General features: G+C 68.6%; 18 protein-coding genes. 7 read left to right on the top strand and 11 right to left on the bottom strand.

The genetic code is table 11. The annotated features are described in order from the left end of the window. Positions 1-15: 15 nt before the first annotated feature. Positions 16-720, bottom strand: a complete 705-nt coding sequence (locus tag OOZ63_RS23535; RefSeq protein ID WP_266008081.1) for a glutathione S-transferase N-terminal domain-containing protein — start codon at positions 718-720, stop codon at positions 16-18. A 61-nt stretch (positions 721-781) separates the two neighbouring features. Beyond that, positions 782-928: a DUF3149 domain-containing protein gene (locus tag OOZ63_RS23530; protein WP_266008080.1), complete on the bottom strand. Its 147-nt coding sequence runs from the start codon at positions 926-928 to the stop codon at positions 782-784. A gap of 183 nt (positions 929-1,111) precedes the next feature. Here OOZ63_RS23530 and OOZ63_RS23525 point away from each other — a divergent pair, with 183 nt between their 5' ends. Beyond that, on the top strand, positions 1,112-1,678 hold the full coding sequence (locus tag OOZ63_RS23525; protein ID WP_266008079.1) for a tetratricopeptide repeat protein: 567 nt from the start codon (positions 1,112-1,114) through the stop codon (positions 1,676-1,678). An 11-nt stretch (positions 1,679-1,689) separates the two neighbouring features. On the opposite strand, the gene OOZ63_RS23520 is transcribed toward OOZ63_RS23525, so the two are convergent. Both OOZ63_RS23520 and OOZ63_RS23515 read right to left on the bottom strand, forming a co-directional pair. Next, positions 1,690-1,920, bottom strand: a complete 231-nt coding sequence (locus OOZ63_RS23520; RefSeq protein ID WP_266008078.1) for a DUF2789 domain-containing protein — start codon at positions 1,918-1,920, stop codon at positions 1,690-1,692. Between the two features lies 1 nt (position 1,921). Then, complete coding sequence (locus tag OOZ63_RS23515) at positions 1,922-3,019, bottom strand: zinc-binding metallopeptidase family protein (RefSeq protein WP_266008077.1); 1,098 nt, start codon at positions 3,017-3,019, stop codon at positions 1,922-1,924. 141 nt (positions 3,020-3,160) lie between these two features. On the opposite strand from OOZ63_RS23515, the gene OOZ63_RS23510 reads away from it, so the two are divergent. Further along, a complete protein-coding gene (locus tag OOZ63_RS23510; protein WP_266008076.1) occupies positions 3,161-4,153 on the top strand; it encodes a 2-dehydropantoate 2-reductase in 993 nt (330 codons plus the stop codon). A gap of 82 nt (positions 4,154-4,235) precedes the next feature. Here the strand turns inward: OOZ63_RS23510 and OOZ63_RS23505 are convergent, their stop codons facing one another. The 4 genes from OOZ63_RS23505 to OOZ63_RS23490 all read right to left on the bottom strand — a co-directional run bounded on the left by OOZ63_RS23505 (position 4,236) and on the right by OOZ63_RS23490 (position 7,833). Beyond that, positions 4,236-5,399: a serine hydrolase domain-containing protein gene (locus tag OOZ63_RS23505; protein WP_266008074.1), complete on the bottom strand. Its 1,164-nt coding sequence runs from the start codon at positions 5,397-5,399 to the stop codon at positions 4,236-4,238. Between the two features lie 61 nt (positions 5,400-5,460). Then, positions 5,461-6,813: a sensor histidine kinase gene (locus OOZ63_RS23500; RefSeq protein ID WP_266008073.1), complete on the bottom strand. Its 1,353-nt coding sequence runs from the start codon at positions 6,811-6,813 to the stop codon at positions 5,461-5,463. Continuing rightward, complete coding sequence (locus OOZ63_RS23495) at positions 6,810-7,469, bottom strand: response regulator (protein ID WP_266008071.1); 660 nt, start codon at positions 7,467-7,469, stop codon at positions 6,810-6,812. The genes OOZ63_RS23500 and OOZ63_RS23495 overlap by 4 nt, the downstream gene beginning before the upstream one ends. A 160-nt stretch (positions 7,470-7,629) precedes the next feature. After that, the gene (locus OOZ63_RS23490) at positions 7,630-7,833 is read right to left on the bottom strand and encodes a YgaP-like transmembrane domain (RefSeq protein WP_266008070.1); all 204 of its coding nucleotides are present in this window, start codon (positions 7,831-7,833) and stop codon (positions 7,630-7,632) included. A gap of 171 nt (positions 7,834-8,004) precedes the next feature. Here OOZ63_RS23490 and OOZ63_RS23485 point away from each other — a divergent pair, with 171 nt between their 5' ends. The 4 genes from OOZ63_RS23485 to OOZ63_RS23470 are packed head-to-tail and all read left to right on the top strand — an operon-like array spanning position 8,005 to position 12,261. Then, positions 8,005-9,126 carry a type 1 glutamine amidotransferase domain-containing protein gene (locus OOZ63_RS23485; RefSeq protein ID WP_266008069.1) on the top strand — a complete coding sequence of 374 codons (1,122 nt, stop codon included), beginning with the start codon at positions 8,005-8,007 and terminating at the stop codon, positions 9,124-9,126. A 33-nt stretch (positions 9,127-9,159) separates the two neighbouring features. Further along, positions 9,160-9,840 (top strand): response regulator transcription factor, encoded by a 681-nt coding sequence (locus OOZ63_RS23480; RefSeq protein WP_416234777.1) that lies wholly within the window; start codon positions 9,160-9,162, stop codon positions 9,838-9,840. Next, complete coding sequence (locus tag OOZ63_RS23475; RefSeq protein ID WP_266008066.1) at positions 9,837-11,084, top strand: sensor histidine kinase; 1,248 nt, start codon at positions 9,837-9,839, stop codon at positions 11,082-11,084. Before OOZ63_RS23480 ends, OOZ63_RS23475 begins: the two co-directional genes overlap by 4 nt. 31 nt (positions 11,085-11,115) lie before the next feature. Further along, complete coding sequence (locus tag OOZ63_RS23470) at positions 11,116-12,261, top strand: glycerophosphodiester phosphodiesterase family protein (RefSeq protein WP_266008064.1); 1,146 nt, start codon at positions 11,116-11,118, stop codon at positions 12,259-12,261. Positions 12,262-12,272: 11 nt separating this feature from the next. Here OOZ63_RS23470 and OOZ63_RS23465 read toward each other — a convergent pair whose 3' ends face one another. Genes OOZ63_RS23465 through OOZ63_RS23455 form a run of 3 tightly spaced genes read right to left on the bottom strand, consistent with a single transcriptional unit; the run spans position 12,273 to position 13,575 of the window. Further along, a complete protein-coding gene (locus OOZ63_RS23465) occupies positions 12,273-12,866 on the bottom strand; it encodes an NnrU family protein (RefSeq protein ID WP_266008063.1) in 594 nt (197 codons plus the stop codon). Positions 12,867-12,924: 58 nt separating this feature from the next. Then, positions 12,925-13,068, bottom strand: coding sequence for a hypothetical protein (locus OOZ63_RS23460; RefSeq protein WP_266008062.1), 144 nt, complete (start codon positions 13,066-13,068; stop codon positions 12,925-12,927). Positions 13,069-13,128: 60 nt separating this feature from the next. After that, entirely contained in the window at positions 13,129-13,575 is a 447-nt protein-coding gene (locus tag OOZ63_RS23455; protein WP_266008061.1) for an Lrp/AsnC family transcriptional regulator, read from the bottom strand. A 146-nt stretch (positions 13,576-13,721) separates the two neighbouring features. On the opposite strand from OOZ63_RS23455, the gene OOZ63_RS23450 reads away from it, so the two are divergent. Then, positions 13,722-14,816 carry a saccharopine dehydrogenase family protein gene (locus tag OOZ63_RS23450; RefSeq protein WP_266008060.1) on the top strand — a complete coding sequence of 365 codons (1,095 nt, stop codon included), beginning with the start codon at positions 13,722-13,724 and terminating at the stop codon, positions 14,814-14,816. Positions 14,817-14,819 lie beyond the last annotated feature (3 nt).

Raw genomic sequence — 14,819 nt, 5'->3', positions numbered from 1 at the left:
TTACTCGCCCCGCTCTCAGCCGCGCGCCGGCATCGACAAGCCGCGCACCACCGCCGGCCGTGCCACAAAGGCCTGCATGGCGCGCTGCACCTCGGGAAACTCGGCAAAGCCGACCAGCTCGCTGGCGCCGTAGAAGCCGGTCAGGGTGTTGACCCAGGGGAAGATCGCGATGTCGGCGATCGTGTACTCGCTGCCCATGATCCAGTCGCGGCCGGTCAGACGCTGCTCCAACACGGCCAGCAGGCGCCTGGACTCGGCCACATAGCGCTCGCGCGGTCGCTTGTCTTCGTAGTCTTTGCCTGCGAACTTGTGGAAGAAGCCCAGCTGGCCGAACATCGGGCCGACGCCGCCCATCTGGAACATCAGCCATTGCAGGGTCTCGTAGCGTAGGGCCGGGTCTTGCGGCAAGAACCGACCCTGCTTCTCGGCCAGATAGATCAGGATCGCACCCGATTCGAACAGGGCCAGCGGCGCGCCGCCCGGGCCCTGCGGGTCAAGGATGGCCGGGATCTTGTTGTTCGGGTTCAGCGACAGAAACTCGGGCGTGAGCTGGTCGTTGCGATCGAAGCTGACCAAATGGGCCTCGTAGGGCAGGCCCAGCTCCTCCAGCAGGATCGACACCTTGACGCCGTTGGGCGTGGGCAGCGAATAGAGCTGCAGGCGCGCGGGATGCTGGGCGGGCCAGCGGCGGGTGATAGGGAAGGCGCAGAGATCGGGCATGGGTGGCGCAAGATGGCTGATGAGGCAGGGGGCGATTCTGCGCCAGCTTGCGCGAGCCTGCTCAGTCGCGCTCGGCGCGCGCCGCATCCTCTCGAATATGGCGCAGGAAGTAGCGAACGAAGAACACCGCCATGCCCATCATGAAGGCGAGACCGCTCAGGCTCATCAGGCCGACGTCGGTGGTGAACAATTCCTTGAGTGCGTGCATGGAGGCTCCCTGGGGCGTGATCGCGGCATTGCGGTGACTTGATTGAGCCCCGGGTCAGGCATTCCTGTCTTGAGCTGGGCCAAGAAAAGGCCGATTCCTGCCCCGCCGCCGATCCAGTCCGGCCCCGGGCTTCGATTCCCCTTACATTGCCATCGCATCAACACCGAACCATCCCCGACCACCATGAGCGATGTCGACGAGGGTTTCTTCCTGCGCTTCAGCGCGCCCGACATGGCTGCGCTGCGCCAGGACATCGCGCGGGCCGAGCTCAGGCTGGCGCAGGCGCGGGCCGAGGCCGACCTGTTCAAGGCCATCGATCCTGCCGGCGATCTCGGCAGCCTGCTGACCACCGACCGCCGGGAGCAGGCGGCTCGCGCCCTGCTTGGGGAGTTCCTACCCGCCGCGCGCCAGCACCCCGCCCACGAGCCGTCCGCCTGGTTGCTCCACGCACTGGCCACGGCATGCCAGTACTGTGGCGAGCGAGCCGAGGCGGATGCGCTGTTCGCCGAGGCGCTGGCGCTGGCCCGTCTGCATCGCTGGACCCAGCTGGAGCACTATGTGCTGCACCACTGGGGCCGCTGCCTCGTCGAGCAGCAGCGCTTCGGGCCGGCCCGAGACTGCTTCCTGCAGTCGCTGGCGATTCGGCAGACGCTTGGCGATCCTCGGCAAGCCTCGTCCCAGCGTGCGCTCGGCCTGCTTGCCGAGTTGGAGGCCCGGCAGCCGCCGGATGCGGGCCGGCCCGAGCGATAGACAGAAAGTGCTCAGTGCAGCGCGGCGTTGAGCTGGTCGATGACCTCGGCCCAGTCGGCGTCCTGGCGCACCTGCTCGCGCAGCAGCGCCGCCTGCGCCGGGCTCCAGAACGGCGCATCGGCCAGCCTCATGTCGGCCGGTAGCGGCCGATGGCTGCTGATGAAGCCGCGGATGCCGGCCTCGTCCGAGGGCAGGCCCAGCTGAGCGAACAGATCGCAGAAGTGGTGAAACGAGTTTTCCATATCAACTCCGCGAGAAGATATTGCGAGAGAAGTTCATGGCCAGCTCGCCTCGCCCGACTGCAGCAAGCAACCGGTGGATGAAGTCCAGTTTCTCAATGACCGGTGTCGGCATCGCAAAGGGATAGCTGTCGTAGGAGCCGAGGCTGCGGTCCATCGCATTGATGAACTGCGAGATCGGCAGCCATTGCTCGATCAGCGCTGGCGCCAACTCGGCCTCGCGCCCCAGCGGCTGCGCGATCACCGGCGCGCCGCCCGGCAGGGCACGCTCGAGCCGCAGGCCCCAGGCGGCAGCACTTTCCAGCCCGTCCTGGATATGCATGTAGTGGGCCCAGCATTCGGCCCAATCCTCCCAGGGGTGGGCGCTGGCATAGCTGCTGATGAAACTTGAGCGCCAGTCGGCCAGCGGTCCGCCGTAGTGCTGCTGCAAGGCCTGTCCGTAGTCGGCGCGTTCGTCACCAAACAGCGTGCGGAACTCGGCCAGCCAGCCGGAGCCGCTGACCAGGCGGTCCCAGTAGTAGTGGCCGATCTCGTGGCGGAAATGGCCCAGCAGGGTGCGGTAGGGTTCGTGCAGATGCGCGCGCATCTGCTCGCGGCGGGCGTCGTCGGCCTCTGAGATGTTGAGTGTGATCACCCCCATGTCATGACCGGTCAGCACCCGTTGCTGCGGGGTGACCTGTTCGAGGAAGTGGAATGACAGGCCGTGTTCGGCGTCGTCATCCTTGCTCGGCGCCGGCAGTTTCAGCGCGGCGAGGCTGTAGAACAGCCGCCGCTTGGCCTGCTCGATGCGCGCCCAATGGTCGCGGTTCTCGGGCTTGCCCAAGGCGGGGATCACATGGGTTGTGCGGCAGCTCAGGCACAGTGCCTCGGCCGAGTCGGCGGGCAGCATCCAGTTGCAGACACCTTCGAGCCGGTAGTTGCTGCAAGGGCGCTGAGCCACCGCGCCTTCGGCGAGGCGCTGCCAGCCGCCATCGCCGCCGATCTCGAAGGCGCCGAACCCCAGCTCGGCCGGTACAAAACCCAGCGCTGCGCCGCAGGCATCGCAAGCCAGGTTCTCGAAGAAGACGCGCTGGCCACAGCGCTCGCAGGTCAAGGTTCTCATCGCTCGGCAGCATAGGCCCCCTGCCCCGCCGCGACCAGCAGTGGCGGCCGCTGCCACCTGTAGGCCGGCGCCTACAGCCCTATGCGAGACTCGCCGCCTGCGCCTCGGCCAGGGGCGCTCGACACAGCAACGGGAATGACGATGAGAGTGTGCATTGTGGGCGCCGGTGCCATCGGCGGTTGGTTCGCCGGCCACTTGGGACACCGGCTGGGCGCCGAAGTCAGGCTGAGCGCTTTGGCGCGTGGCGCCACTCTGGCGGCCTTGCGCGCGCAGCAGGGGCTGCGTGTCGAGTCCGGCGGCGAGCGCTGGACCGTGCCGATCGCGGCCGGCGAGCGGCCCGAGGACCTGGGCCCGCAGGACCTGATCGTGCTGGCCGTCAAGGGGCCGGCGCTGGCGACGGTGGCCCCAGCCGTCAAGGCCTTGCTGGACTTGAACGAGCAGGCCCGCGTGCTGGTGGCGATGAATGGCGTGCCCTGGTGGTTTTTCGATGGCCTGGGCGGCGCGCTCGAGGGTCTGCGGCTGCAGTCGGTCGACCCCGGCGGCCTGGTGGTCGGCCTGATCCCGGCCGCGCGCGTGATCGGCAGCGTGGTCCATGCCAGTTGCACGACGCCCGAGCCCGGCCTGGTGTGCCATGTGATGGGCATGGGCCTGATACTTGGTGCGCCCGCAGGCGGCCGACCCGAGCACATCGAGGCGCTGGCCGCGCTTCTGGGCCGTGCCGGCTTCAACGCCACGGTCTCCGAGCGCATCCAGCGCGACATCTGGTTCAAGCTCTGGGGCAATATGACAATGAACCCGATCTCGGCACTGACCGGCGCGACCTGCGACCGCATCCTCGACGACGAGTTGGTGCGCGGCTTCGTCACGAACGTCATGCGCGAGGCTGCCGAGATCGGTGCGCGCATCGGCTGCGGCGTCGATCAGACGCCCGAGCAGCGCCATGAGGTCACACGCAAGCTGGGCGCCTTCAAGACCTCGATGCTGCAGGACGCCGAAGCCGGCCGGCCGCTGGAGCTGGATGCTCTGGTGAGCGCCGTGCGCGAGATCGCGCAGAAGCTGGACATGCCGACGCCGCATACCGATGCAATGCTGGGCCTGGTTCGGCTGATGGCGCGCACGCGCGGCTTGTACTGAGCGCGCCCAGGGCCCGGCAGCGCCCAGCCAGCCCGCCGGAGTAGCAAGGTAACTTGGGGCGCACGACGTTTCCTTGAGAGGATCAGCGCAACGCCAGTTGCAGCAGGCCCTGGGTCAGCGCCTCCAGCACCCAGCCGCCCTCGGTGTTGCTGAGGGCGAAGAAGCTCTTCTTGCCATCCTGTTGCAGCCAGGCCATGCCCATGAAGCCGGCGTAGGCGCCGGTGTGGACCAGGGCGCGCCGACCCTGGACCAGGCCGGCGGACCAGCCCAGCGCGTAGCCGCCCTCGGGCAGCTCGCGTAGCCGCTGCACATAGTCTGGGGCCAGGCCATGGCGCTTGCCCTGCAGCGCCCGCTGGTGCTCCGCCAGCCAGTGGCCATAGCCGGCCGCGTCGAGCCAGGCATTGCCTGCCGGCTTCATCGCGCCGTCAACCCAGGCATGCCAGGGCGGCGGCAGGGGCTGGTAGGGTGCCAGCGCGGCCGGGCTCGCGCCCTGATGCCCAGGGACCGCCGAGCCCTGCCTGAGTTCGAGGCCCAGGCCCTGTGCCCAGTTGCGAAGCAGGACGTCGAAGTCCTGGCCCGTCGCCGCCTCCAGCAGGGCGCCCGCGATGACATAGCCCGCGTTGGAGTAGCTGACCTCCTGGCCCGGCGGGCTGGCCGGCGCGGTCTCCAGCAGCCAGCGACTCATCAGACGGCGGCGGCCGCGGTCGGTGTTGGGCAGAGGCTCGGGCTGCGCGGCCAGGAAGGCGGCCAGATTTTCGAGCTCGGCCGGATCCTGCAGCGCGGGCAGGCCGCCGCGATGGTCCAGCAGATGGGCCAGCGTGAGGCCGGCATAGGCGGGGTGCAGCCGGCCCGCCAGCTCGGGCAGCCAGTCCGCCGGGCGGCTGTCCCAGCGCAGCCTGCCCTGCCGCACCTGTTCGGCCGCAAGTGCCGCCGTCATGGACTTGGCCAGCGAGCCAATCTGGAAGACGGCGCCCTCGCTCAGCGCGGCCCCGCCGGTACGCTCCAGCCCGGCCGTGGCGAGGTAGAGCTTCTGCAGAGCCTCATGCTGGCTGCCGTAGAGCACGCCCACCAGGCCGCCGGCCAGGCTGGCGCGCGCCGTCTCGCCCAGGCGTTGGCGCTCCTGGCGTAGCTCGGGATGGCGGATTTCTTCCAAGTCCTCGCCGCCGCCGCAGCCGCCCAGCAGGATTAGAGACAGGAGCAGCGGGAAAAGGAGGAGGGCGCGACGGCCCGGGGCAAAGAGGCGCATAGACGGCGGCAGGTCGTGGTTGAGATGCCTCGCATTTTTGGAGACCGACCCTAAAGAAACGCTAAAGCCGGCGCTGCGGCAGGCTCAGCTCGAAGCCGATGCCCCGCCCCTGCAGGCCCGGGCCGCAGCGCAGCCCGGCGCCCAGGCGCTCGACCGCCTGCCGGACGATGGCCAGGCCCAGGCCGGTGCCGGGCTCCTCGCGCTGCGAGCCGCGCCAGAAGCGCTCGAACATCAGTGCCTGGTGCTCGGTGGCGATGCCGGGGCCGTCGTCGCGCACGGCCAGCAATGGGCCCGTGGGGGCGTCGTGCAGCTGCAGCTCCACCGCGCGGGCGCCGTAGCGCAGCGCGTTGTCCACCAGGTTCTGCAGAAGGGAATGCAGCGCCCGGCGGTCGCCCTGCCAGCGAAGCTGATCCGGACCCTCCAGCGACAGCTGGACCCCGCGCTGCCTGGCCTGCGGGTAGGCCTGCCGCAGCACCAGGCCGCACAGCTCGCTCAGATCGAGCGTCTCGGCGGTCGCGCCGCTATGTGCCGGATCCATTGCGGCCAGGTCCAGCAGTTGCTGCGAGAGATGGGCGGTGCGCTGCACATCCTGCTGCAAGGCCTGGGCGGCGGCTTGGCGGCCGGGTTCGTCGGGGCTGTGCAGCAGCAGATGGGCCTGCGCGCCCAGCGCGGCCAGCGGCGTGCGCAGCTCATGGGCGGCGTCGTGGACGAAGGCGCGCTCATGGGCCAGCCGCTCGCGCAGCCGGGCGAGCAGCTCGTCCAGGACCCGCGCCAGCGGCTGCAGCTCGGCATAGCGCAGGTCGAGATCCAGTGCCTGCAGGTCGCGCCGCGTATCCAGCGCGCTGACGCGGGCAGTGAAGTCGCGCAGCGGGCGCAGGCCGCTGCGCACGGCCAGCCAGATCGGCAGCGCAAGCAGGGGCAGGGCCATAAGCAGGCTGGGCCCGATCTGCTCGATCAGCCACCGCAGCAGCTGCGCGTCGCCGGGCAGCGGCTCCAACACCCGCAAGGTCCAGCGCGGGCCCTTGGCGACGTAGACCATCAGCGCGCGTTCGCCCTGCACCTGCCGGCTCAGCCCTGCCGGCCAGGCGGGATCTGCCTGCTGAGGGTCGCTGCGAAACACCGGCCGGCCATCGGCACGCAGCAGCTGCACCGAGACCGGGCCCACCTCTGCATTCATCTCGCGGCGCAGCTGCGCGTATTCGCCCATGAAGCCTTGCAACGCCAGGCGCGCCGAGTCCTCGTCTGCGAGTGCGGCCAAGGTCTGAGACAGCAGCCCACCCAGCTGCGCCGCCTGCGATTGCTCGGTCTGCTGCTGACGCAGGCTCCAGAAGTTCTGGAACAGGATCAGCAGCGAGATCAGGGCGAAGGCCAGCAGCAGGGTACCGACCAGGCGCGTGGCCAGGCTGCGCCTCACAGCGACTCCAGCCAGTAGCCGACGCCGCGCAGCGTGCCGATGCGATGCGCGCCGATCTTGCGCCGCAGATTGCTCAGGTGCATCTGCAGTACGGTGGTGCCCAGCGCCTCACCCAGCGGCTCCAGCCGCTGGGCCAGCGTCCGCTTTCCGACCACCTCGCCGCGGCCTTCGGCCAGGGCCAGCAGGAGCTGGAACTCGCGCGGCGTGAGCTCGAGCGTCTGACCCTCCAGCTGGGCCAGTGACTGCCGTGGCAGCAGGCTCAGCGCGCCGAAGCGCCAGGTGTCGCCGGCCTGGGCCGCCTGCCGCCGCAGCACCGCGCGCAGGCGGGCGAGCAGCTCGGGTGTTTCGAAGGGCTTGACCAGGTAGTCATCCGCGCCGGCGTCCAGCCCGGTCAGGCGGGCATCCAGGCTGCCCTGGGCGGTGATGAGCAGGATCGGAGTCAGTACGTCCTGGGCGCGCCAGCGCCGCATCAGGTCCAGCCCGCTGCCGTCGGGCAAGCCAAGGTCCAGGACCACGGCGCTGCAGTTCGCGTCGTCCAGGCAGCGAGGGGCATCGCCGGCACGCCGCAGCCACTGCACGCTGAAGGCGTCCAGCTGCAGGGCGCCCAGCAGGGCGGAACCCAGGGAGAGGTCGTCTTCGATCAGGAGAATGTGCATGCGCTGCGGTGATCGCTGGCGGGTGGGGTGAGGTGTGGGGGCGAGTGGCGCGCGCCATTCTAGGGAGATGCCTGGCACGCTGAAGGCTATCGTCGCGACCCAGCCGCTGCTGCGCGCGGTCTGGGGGCAGAGCGTCTGGCGGTCTCGTCCGGTTCGAGATTCAACCCAGCTCGCGCCCAATCAGCGCGCAGGCCGGGCAAAAGCCCAGCAGACCCGAGAGCAGCGCGCCGGCGGCGCCAGCGGCCAGCAGCCAGGCCCAGGGGCTGCTCGGCACCAGCAGCAGTGTGACCGCTTCGAGGGCCAGTGCACAGACGCCGCGCAGCAGCCGTTCCCAGGCCGGCAGGTTCTTGAAATGAAGCCTCACAACTCCTCGTTCGTTTGCGTGGTCGAGGACTTGTGTCTCGATCGCCTCGACAAGCAAGAGCAGGATTCGCGGGCAAAAGATTCGCACGGCGAAAAGAAAAAGTGATCCGGCTTCACGGCGACTTCACGCCCGGCTTTCTAGGCTGTCGCATCCTCATCACCGGAGCCGCTCATGCCCCAGATCAAGACTTCGCGTCGCCTGCTGCTGGTCGTTGCTGCGACCCTCGGCCTGGCCAGTCCCCTGACGGCTGCGGCCATGGCTGCTGAGCCGCGCGTGCTGCTGGTGCTCAGTAGCCACGGCCAGGCCGAGGACGGCGGCAAGCTGGGCTATGACTTCCACGAGTTCGCGCTGGCAGCCCAGCTGCTGCAGGCCAATGGGGTGGCATTCGACATCGCCAGCCCCAAGGGCGGCGCGCCCGTGGGCCGGCCCTCCGGTGAGAGCACGGCGCGCCAAGTCAAAGCCGATGCCGCGCTGATGGCCAGGCTGCAGGCTACGCTGCCGACGGCCGGGCTTAGGCCGGCCGACTATGCGGCCGTGCTGGTGCTGGGCGGCAAAGGACCGATGTTCGATCTGCGCAGCGATGCGCCGCTGCAGCGACTGCTGAGCGGGGTCTGGCAGCGCGGCGGCGTTCTGGCGGCGGTCTGCCACGGCCCGGCGGCCCTGCTAGACCTTAAGAGCACCGATGGCCGGCCGCTGCTGGCCGGGCGGCGCGTGACCGGCTTCAGCAACGCGGAGGAGCGCCGCTTCTCTGGCAAGACCCTGAGCCAGCTGCCCTTTCTGCTGGAGGACGCCTTGCAAGCCCAGGGTGCGCGCTACGAGTCGCGCGGCCTGATGCTGCCCCTGGTGGTCAGCGATGAGCGGCTGATCACCGGCCAAAATCCGCTGTCGACCCCGCCGCTGGTAGAGGCCCTGCTGCAGGCTTTGGGCCGCACACCGGTGGCACGAACGCCCAGCATCGAAGAGGCCACGATGGTACTGATCGAGCGTCATCTCGCCGGCAACGGCGCTGCCGCTTCCGCCGAGGCCGGCCGCCATGATCCGCTGCTGTTGGGCACTTACGGCTTGCTGCTCAGCGAGGGCGGGGCCGCGTCCGAGCGGCTGAACATCGCGCTGGCCATGCTTGCCCAAGCCCATCAGCTGGCACCCGACCATGCCGGCATGACGGCGGCCCTGGCCAGCGTCCATGCAAAGCTCGGCCACAAGCCCGAGGCGATCGCGCTACTCAAGCGCGTGCTGCTGCAGCAGCCCGACCATGCACGTGCCCGACAATTGCTGGCCGAACTGGAGAGTTGAGCCCCAATGACCGAGATACCGTCGCGCCCGCGCCTGAACATCCTCTTGATCGAGGATCATGCGGCGTTGGCCGACACGCTGGCCGAGTACCTGGGCCTGCAGGGCCACCGTGTCGACTGTGCCGGTGATGGCGCGCTGGGTCTGGGCATGGCGCTGGAGCAGGACTACGACCTGCTGCTGCTGGACCTGAACCTGCCGCGCCTGGACGGGCTGCAGGTCTGCGCACTGCTGAGGTCCGAGAGCGAACGCCATTTGCCGGTGCTGATGCTGACCGCGCGCGACCAGTTGCAGGACAAGCTGGCCGGCTTTGCCCAGGGCGCCGACGACTATCTGAGCAAGCCTTTCGAGCTGGCCGAGTTGGCGGCGCGTTGCCTGGCGCTGGCGGCCCGGCCGCGCCTGCAGCGACCCCATCGGCTGGTGCTGGGCGAGCTGAGCCTGGACCGGCGCCGCCGCGAGGCCTGTCGCCAGGGGCAGGTCTTGCTGCTGCAGCCGCTGGGCTGGCAGATCCTGCTGGCCCTGGCCGAGGCGCATCCGGCCCTTGTGAGCCGCGAGGCCCTGACACGCAGGCTGTGGGGCGACGAGCCGCCCGATTCGGACGCACTGCGCTCCCACATCTACCAGCTGCGCCAGGCGCTGGACAAGCCCTTTCCCGACCGGCCACCGCTGCTCAGCACCCTGCCCGGCCAGGGCTACCGACTCGAGCTGCCGGCATGAGGGCCGCCTGGTCGCTGCAGCAGCGCATCGTGCTGGCCTTCGGCGGCCTGACCCTCTTCATCTGCACGCTCTTCGTGCTGCTGGCGATGGCGATGATGTACTCGCTGGAAGACACTTTCTTCGAACGCATGCTGGCCGAGGAGGGCGAGCATCAGCGGCAGGCGGCGCAGGCCGGCCAGGGCACACCGGCACCGCTGCGCCGCTTCATCAGCCTGCATGCCGATGCGAGCAGCTTCCCGCCTGATCTGGCGGCCGCCCATGCGGCCCACCCGTCGCGGCGCGAGCTGGCCGGCGAGCAGGGGCGGCATTACCACCTGCTGCGGCTGGAGCAGCCACAGCAGTGGCTGGTGGCCGAGGTCAGCCAGCAGCTGGAAGTGCGGCCGCAGCGCGCGGCCATTCTGTGGAATCTGGGGCTGATGTGCGGCGTGTTGCTGCTGGCGTCGCTGGGCCTGGGCTGGTGGCTGGCGCGCCAGGCGGTGCGGCCGCTGGCGCGGCTGGATCAGGCCCTGCGCGAGGCGCCGCCCGGCACCGAACCGCCGATCGAGCTGCAGAACTTCCCGCGCAACGAGCTGGGCCGGCTGGCCGAAACGCTGAAGGCGGCCTGGCAGCGCAACAAGGATTTCGCCGAGCGCGAGCAGCAGTTCGGCCGTGATGCCAGCCATGAGCTGCGTACGCCGCTGGCCGTGATCGCCAACTCGGCCGAGCTGCTGCAGGCGCGCGGCGACCTGCCGGCGCATGCCCAGGCGCCGCTGGCGCGCATCCGCGAGGCCTGCCGCAGCATGACGCAGACGGTGCAGAGCCTGCTGGCCCTGGCGCGAGAGCTTGAGTTGCTGCCGCCGCGCCGCTACCGCTTGCTGGCCCTGGTGCTGCAGGCGCTGGAACTGCAGCGGGCGGCGGCCTTGGCGCGCTCAGCGCCGGTGGCGCCCTTCGAGCTGGACATAGACCCGGCGCTCGACCTGATCGGCCAGCCCGAGGTGCTGGCGGTGATACTGAACAATTTGCTGGCCAATGCCGCCCAGCATGCGCCGGGCGCCCTGGTGCGCCTGCGATGGGCCGACGGTGAGCTGTGGGTCGAGAACGAAGGGCCGGGTCTTGCCAGCGGCGGTTCGGGCGAGCGGCAGACCAGCGCCGGTTTCGGATTGGGCCTGTCCATCGTCCAGCGCCTGTGCGAGCGCCATGGGCTGGGTTATCAGATGATGGGCAAGCAAGAGAGTGGCTGGGTGCGCGTGGCGCTGCGGCTTTGAGGCATGCTGCGGCTGCTAACAAGGAGTCCGGATGAAAACGCTGCTTGCCACCCTGGCGATCCTGCTGGTGACTTCGCCCGCCCTGGCCCAGACGGGTTTGCCCGCCGCTGCCAAGTTGCCGCTGCTGATCGCCCATCGCGGCGCCTCGGGCTATCTGCCCGAGCACACACTAGCCGCCTACGAGCTGGCCATTACCCAGGGCGCCGACTACATCGAGCCCGATCTGGTCATGAGCAAGGACGGCGTGCTGCTGGCCCGCCATGAGCCCTTGCTGGCCCGGGTCGAACTGGAGGCCGACGGCCGTATCAAGCGCGGCGCCGATGGGCGGCCGCTGCTGCACCGCACGGACACCAGCAGCAATGTCTGGGAGCTGGAGAAGTATGCGGACCGGCTCACCGTCAAGCAAGTCGACGGCCGGCCTATGGGTGGCTGGTTCGCCGAGGATTTCACCGCCGCCGAGATCCGGGCCGATATCCGCGCCCAGGAGCGGCTGCGCGATCAGCGCCTCACCAACAAGGCGCACGACAACAAATACCCAATCCCAACCCTGCAGGAAGTCATTGCGCTGGCCAAGACTCATGGCGTCGGCCTCTATCCCGAGACCAAGCACCCGAGCTATTTCAAGGCCTTCACCGATGCGGCCGGCCTGCCGCGCCTGGAGGACAGGTTGCTCGAAGCGCTTCATGCCGCTTACGGCAACACGCGCGAGGCGCCGGTCTTCATCCAGTCCTTCGAGGTGAGTAACCTGCAGTACCTGCGCGGCAAGACCGCTCTCCGCCTGGTGCAGCTGCTCAGCCCCGCCGGCCGGCCCTATGACCTGAGCCTGGCCGGCCGAATCGGTGATCAGCGCAGCTATCAAGATCTGGCCCTGCCTGCCGGGCTGGACTTCATCAAGCGCTATGCCGACGGCATCGGTGCGCACACGAACCTGATGATCCCGCTGGCCGGCGGCCAGCTGGGAACGCCGACCCGGCTGATCGCCGAGGCCCATGCGCGCGGCCTGCTGGTCCATGGCTGGACGTTCCGGGCCGAGAATAGCTTTCTGCCGGTGGAGTTCCGGCGCGAGGGTCAAGTCCTGGGCGATATGGCGGGCCAGCTCAAGGCCTTTCTGGCCCTGGGCATGGACGGCTTCTTCACCGACCAGCCCGATCTGGGCCGGGCGGCCCTGAAACCGTGATCAGACTCCGATCAAGCCCCCACTGCCCGCACGAAAGGTCGAACGCCCAGCCAGGCGCCATGGACCCAGAACGCGAAGGCGGCCCAGGCGACGATGCCGACGATGACGGCGCCCACCGTGCCAGCCGCCGTTCCGGCCGCCGGTGCCGGCGCGCCGGCCCGGTCGCGCTGCCGCGCGGCGCGAAAGCACAGCACGGCCCAGAGCAGGAAGCTGCCGAACAGGACCAAATCGGCCAGTGTGTTGTTGGCCAGCAGATGGGCAAAAGCCCAGAGCTTGACGGACAGCACCATCGGGTGGCGCAGCTTGGCGCGGATGTGGTTGCGCGGTCCGTTGCCGGCCGCCAGCAAGATGAAGGCGACCAGGGTCAGGAGGGCGGCCAGGTGGTTCATGCCGCGCGGCGTTGCCCACAGCACGGTGGGCGTCAGCCGCGCCTGCGCATAGCCCCACAGGATCAGGCCGAAACCCATCAGCGAGACGGCGGTGTAGCCAAGCTTCCAGGGCTTCTCGCCCAGGCGTGCGATCTGGGCCTGGCGCCAGGGCTCGGCGACGATGCGTAGCGAGTGCACGCCGAGAAACAGAACAAGTCCGAGTATCAGAACAGTCATGCAAGGCATCCCGTGGCTGCGCCGCTCAGGCGGCGCGCCATTGTGCCTTGCGGATCGGTCAGCCGTGCTGCTGAAGCAGCCGCTCCAGACTCCACAGCAGGGCCGGGTAGAGCAGACCCCAAACTGCAGCCACCAGGACCAGTGCCTTCAGCGCGGTGACGATATTCTGGGCGCGGGCGGTGGAGAGTTGTTGCTTGTTCATCGGGCACTCCGATCAAAAGAGAGTGGCACCTAGCAAGCACCGTGCCCGCGCCCCGCTGGCTCAGGCGCTGCGGTCCACCCGCAACGCCAGCACCACCGAGCTGGTGGTCTTGATCACGCCCTCGATCTCGCCGATCTCGTCGAGCAGCGCGTCCAGCCGCATCGTCGACTCCGCGCGCAGCAGCGCCATGTAGTCGAACTCGCCGCTGACCGAGGCGAGCTGGCGCAGCTCGGGGAAGCCGCCGATCTTCTTGACCACCTCGCGCCCGGCGCGCGGCTGCACCGTGATGCCGACAAAGGCCTGCACGCCTCGGTCTGCCGCCTCGCTGCCCAGCTTTGCCGTGTAGCCGACGATGGCACCCTCCTGCTCCAGCCTGGCCAGCCGCGCCACCACGGTGGTGCGGGCCACGCCCAGTTTGCGTGCCAGATTGGCCGTGCTCTCGCGGGCATTGGCCTGCAGCAGGGTGATCAGCTGGCGGTCGACGGGGTCGCGGGCGCTATGAGTCATGGATAACCCTTGAATTCGACGATGTGAATGATGGTGCTGACGAATCGTCATTTTATGCATTGATTTCGTCGAAATCGTGCTTTCTTTCGTCCGGGCTCATTTCTAGACTGCGGCCATCTGTTGATTGATCGATGAAGGAGATCCCCATGAAAGTCGCCCTGCTCGGCGCCGGCCATATCGGCCAGACCATCGCCCGCCTGTTGCACGCCACCGGCGACTACCAGGTCACCGTGATCGACAAGAACGCCAAATACTTGGCCGCACTCGCCGCAGAAGGCATCGTCACTGCCGAGGTGGATACCGAGAACCAGGCGGCGCTGGCGGCCCAACTGCGTGGCAAGGACACGGTGGTCAATGCCTTGCCCTACCACCTGGCCATCACCGCCGCCACGCTGGCACTGGAATGCGGCTGCCACTACTTCGACCTGACCGAGGATGTGGCTGCGACCAAGGCGATCAAGGACCTGGCTAAGGGCGCCAAGACCGCCTTTATGCCCCAGTGCGGCCTGGCGCCTGGCTTCATCGGCATCGTGGCCCACCACCTGGCCACCGGTTTCGACGAGGTGCGCGATGTGCAGATGCGCGTCGGCGCGCTGCCGGCCTTCCCGACCAATGCCTTGAAATACAACCTGACCTGGTCGGTCGACGGCCTGATCAACGAGTACTGCCACCCGTGCGAGGCCATTCATGGCGGCGCGTTCATATCGGCGCTGCCGCTGGAAGGCCTGGAGCACTTCTCGCTGGACGGCACCGAGTACGAGGCCTTCAACACCTCGGGCGGTCTGGGCACGCTGTGTGAGACCTGGGCCGGCAAGGTGCGCAACCTCGACTACAAGACCGTGCGCTACCCCGGCCATCGCGATCTGATGAAGTTCCTTCTCGAAGACCTGGCGCTGGCCAGCGACCAGGACAAGCTCAAGGACATCATGCGCAAGAGCATGCCCGCGACCATGCAGGACGTGGTGCTGGTCTTTGTCACTGTCTCCGGCATGAAAAACGGCGTGCTGATGCAGGAGGTCTTTGCCCGCAAGATCTTCGCCGAGCGTGATGCGAAGGCGCCGCTGTCGGCCATCCAGATCACCACTGCCGCCGGCATCTGCGCCGCAGTCGATTTGTTCCGCGAAGGCAAGCTGCCTGCCAAGGGCTTCATCCGTCAGGAAGAGGTCGAGCTGCCTGCCTTCCTTGCCAACCGTTTCGGCCGGGCCTATCAGCAGTCGCGCCAGGTCGAGTCCATCGGTTAAGTG

It is taken from the genome of Paucibacter sp. PLA-PC-4, from assembly GCF_026241155.1.
Classification (GTDB): Bacteria; Pseudomonadota; Gammaproteobacteria; order Burkholderiales; family Burkholderiaceae_C; genus Roseateles_E.
Note: the sequence above shows the minus strand (reverse complement) of the source record. Positions and strands in the feature narration are given on the sequence as shown.

What these genes read in the sequence shown, in the direction of transcription:
- OOZ63_RS23535 (WP_266008081.1), bottom strand. Translation starts at nt 720, where the DNA reads ATGCCCGATCTCTGCGCCTTCCCTATCACCCGCCGCTGGCCCGCCCAG.
- OOZ63_RS23530 (WP_266008080.1), bottom strand. Translation starts at nt 928, where the DNA reads ATGCACGCACTCAAGGAATTGTTCACCACCGACGTCGGCCTGATGAGC.
- OOZ63_RS23525 (WP_266008079.1), top strand. Translation starts at nt 1,112, where the DNA reads ATGAGCGATGTCGACGAGGGTTTCTTCCTGCGCTTCAGCGCGCCCGAC.
- OOZ63_RS23520 (WP_266008078.1), bottom strand. Translation starts at nt 1,920, where the DNA reads ATGGAAAACTCGTTTCACCACTTCTGCGATCTGTTCGCTCAGCTGGGC.
- OOZ63_RS23515 (WP_266008077.1), bottom strand. Translation starts at nt 3,019, where the DNA reads ATGAGAACCTTGACCTGCGAGCGCTGTGGCCAGCGCGTCTTCTTCGAG.
- OOZ63_RS23510 (WP_266008076.1), top strand. Translation starts at nt 3,161, where the DNA reads ATGAGAGTGTGCATTGTGGGCGCCGGTGCCATCGGCGGTTGGTTCGCC.
- OOZ63_RS23505 (WP_266008074.1), bottom strand. Translation starts at nt 5,399, where the DNA reads ATGCGCCTCTTTGCCCCGGGCCGTCGCGCCCTCCTCCTTTTCCCGCTG.
- OOZ63_RS23495 (WP_266008071.1), bottom strand. Translation starts at nt 7,469, where the DNA reads ATGCACATTCTCCTGATCGAAGACGACCTCTCCCTGGGTTCCGCCCTG.
- OOZ63_RS23485 (WP_266008069.1), top strand. Translation starts at nt 8,005, where the DNA reads ATGCCCCAGATCAAGACTTCGCGTCGCCTGCTGCTGGTCGTTGCTGCG.
- OOZ63_RS23475 (WP_266008066.1), top strand. Translation starts at nt 9,837, where the DNA reads ATGAGGGCCGCCTGGTCGCTGCAGCAGCGCATCGTGCTGGCCTTCGGC.
- OOZ63_RS23470 (WP_266008064.1), top strand. Translation starts at nt 11,116, where the DNA reads ATGAAAACGCTGCTTGCCACCCTGGCGATCCTGCTGGTGACTTCGCCC.
- OOZ63_RS23465 (WP_266008063.1), bottom strand. Translation starts at nt 12,866, where the DNA reads ATGACTGTTCTGATACTCGGACTTGTTCTGTTTCTCGGCGTGCACTCG.
- OOZ63_RS23460 (WP_266008062.1), bottom strand. Translation starts at nt 13,068, where the DNA reads ATGAACAAGCAACAACTCTCCACCGCCCGCGCCCAGAATATCGTCACC.
- OOZ63_RS23455 (WP_266008061.1), bottom strand. Translation starts at nt 13,575, where the DNA reads ATGACTCATAGCGCCCGCGACCCCGTCGACCGCCAGCTGATCACCCTG.
- OOZ63_RS23450 (WP_266008060.1), top strand. Translation starts at nt 13,722, where the DNA reads ATGAAAGTCGCCCTGCTCGGCGCCGGCCATATCGGCCAGACCATCGCC.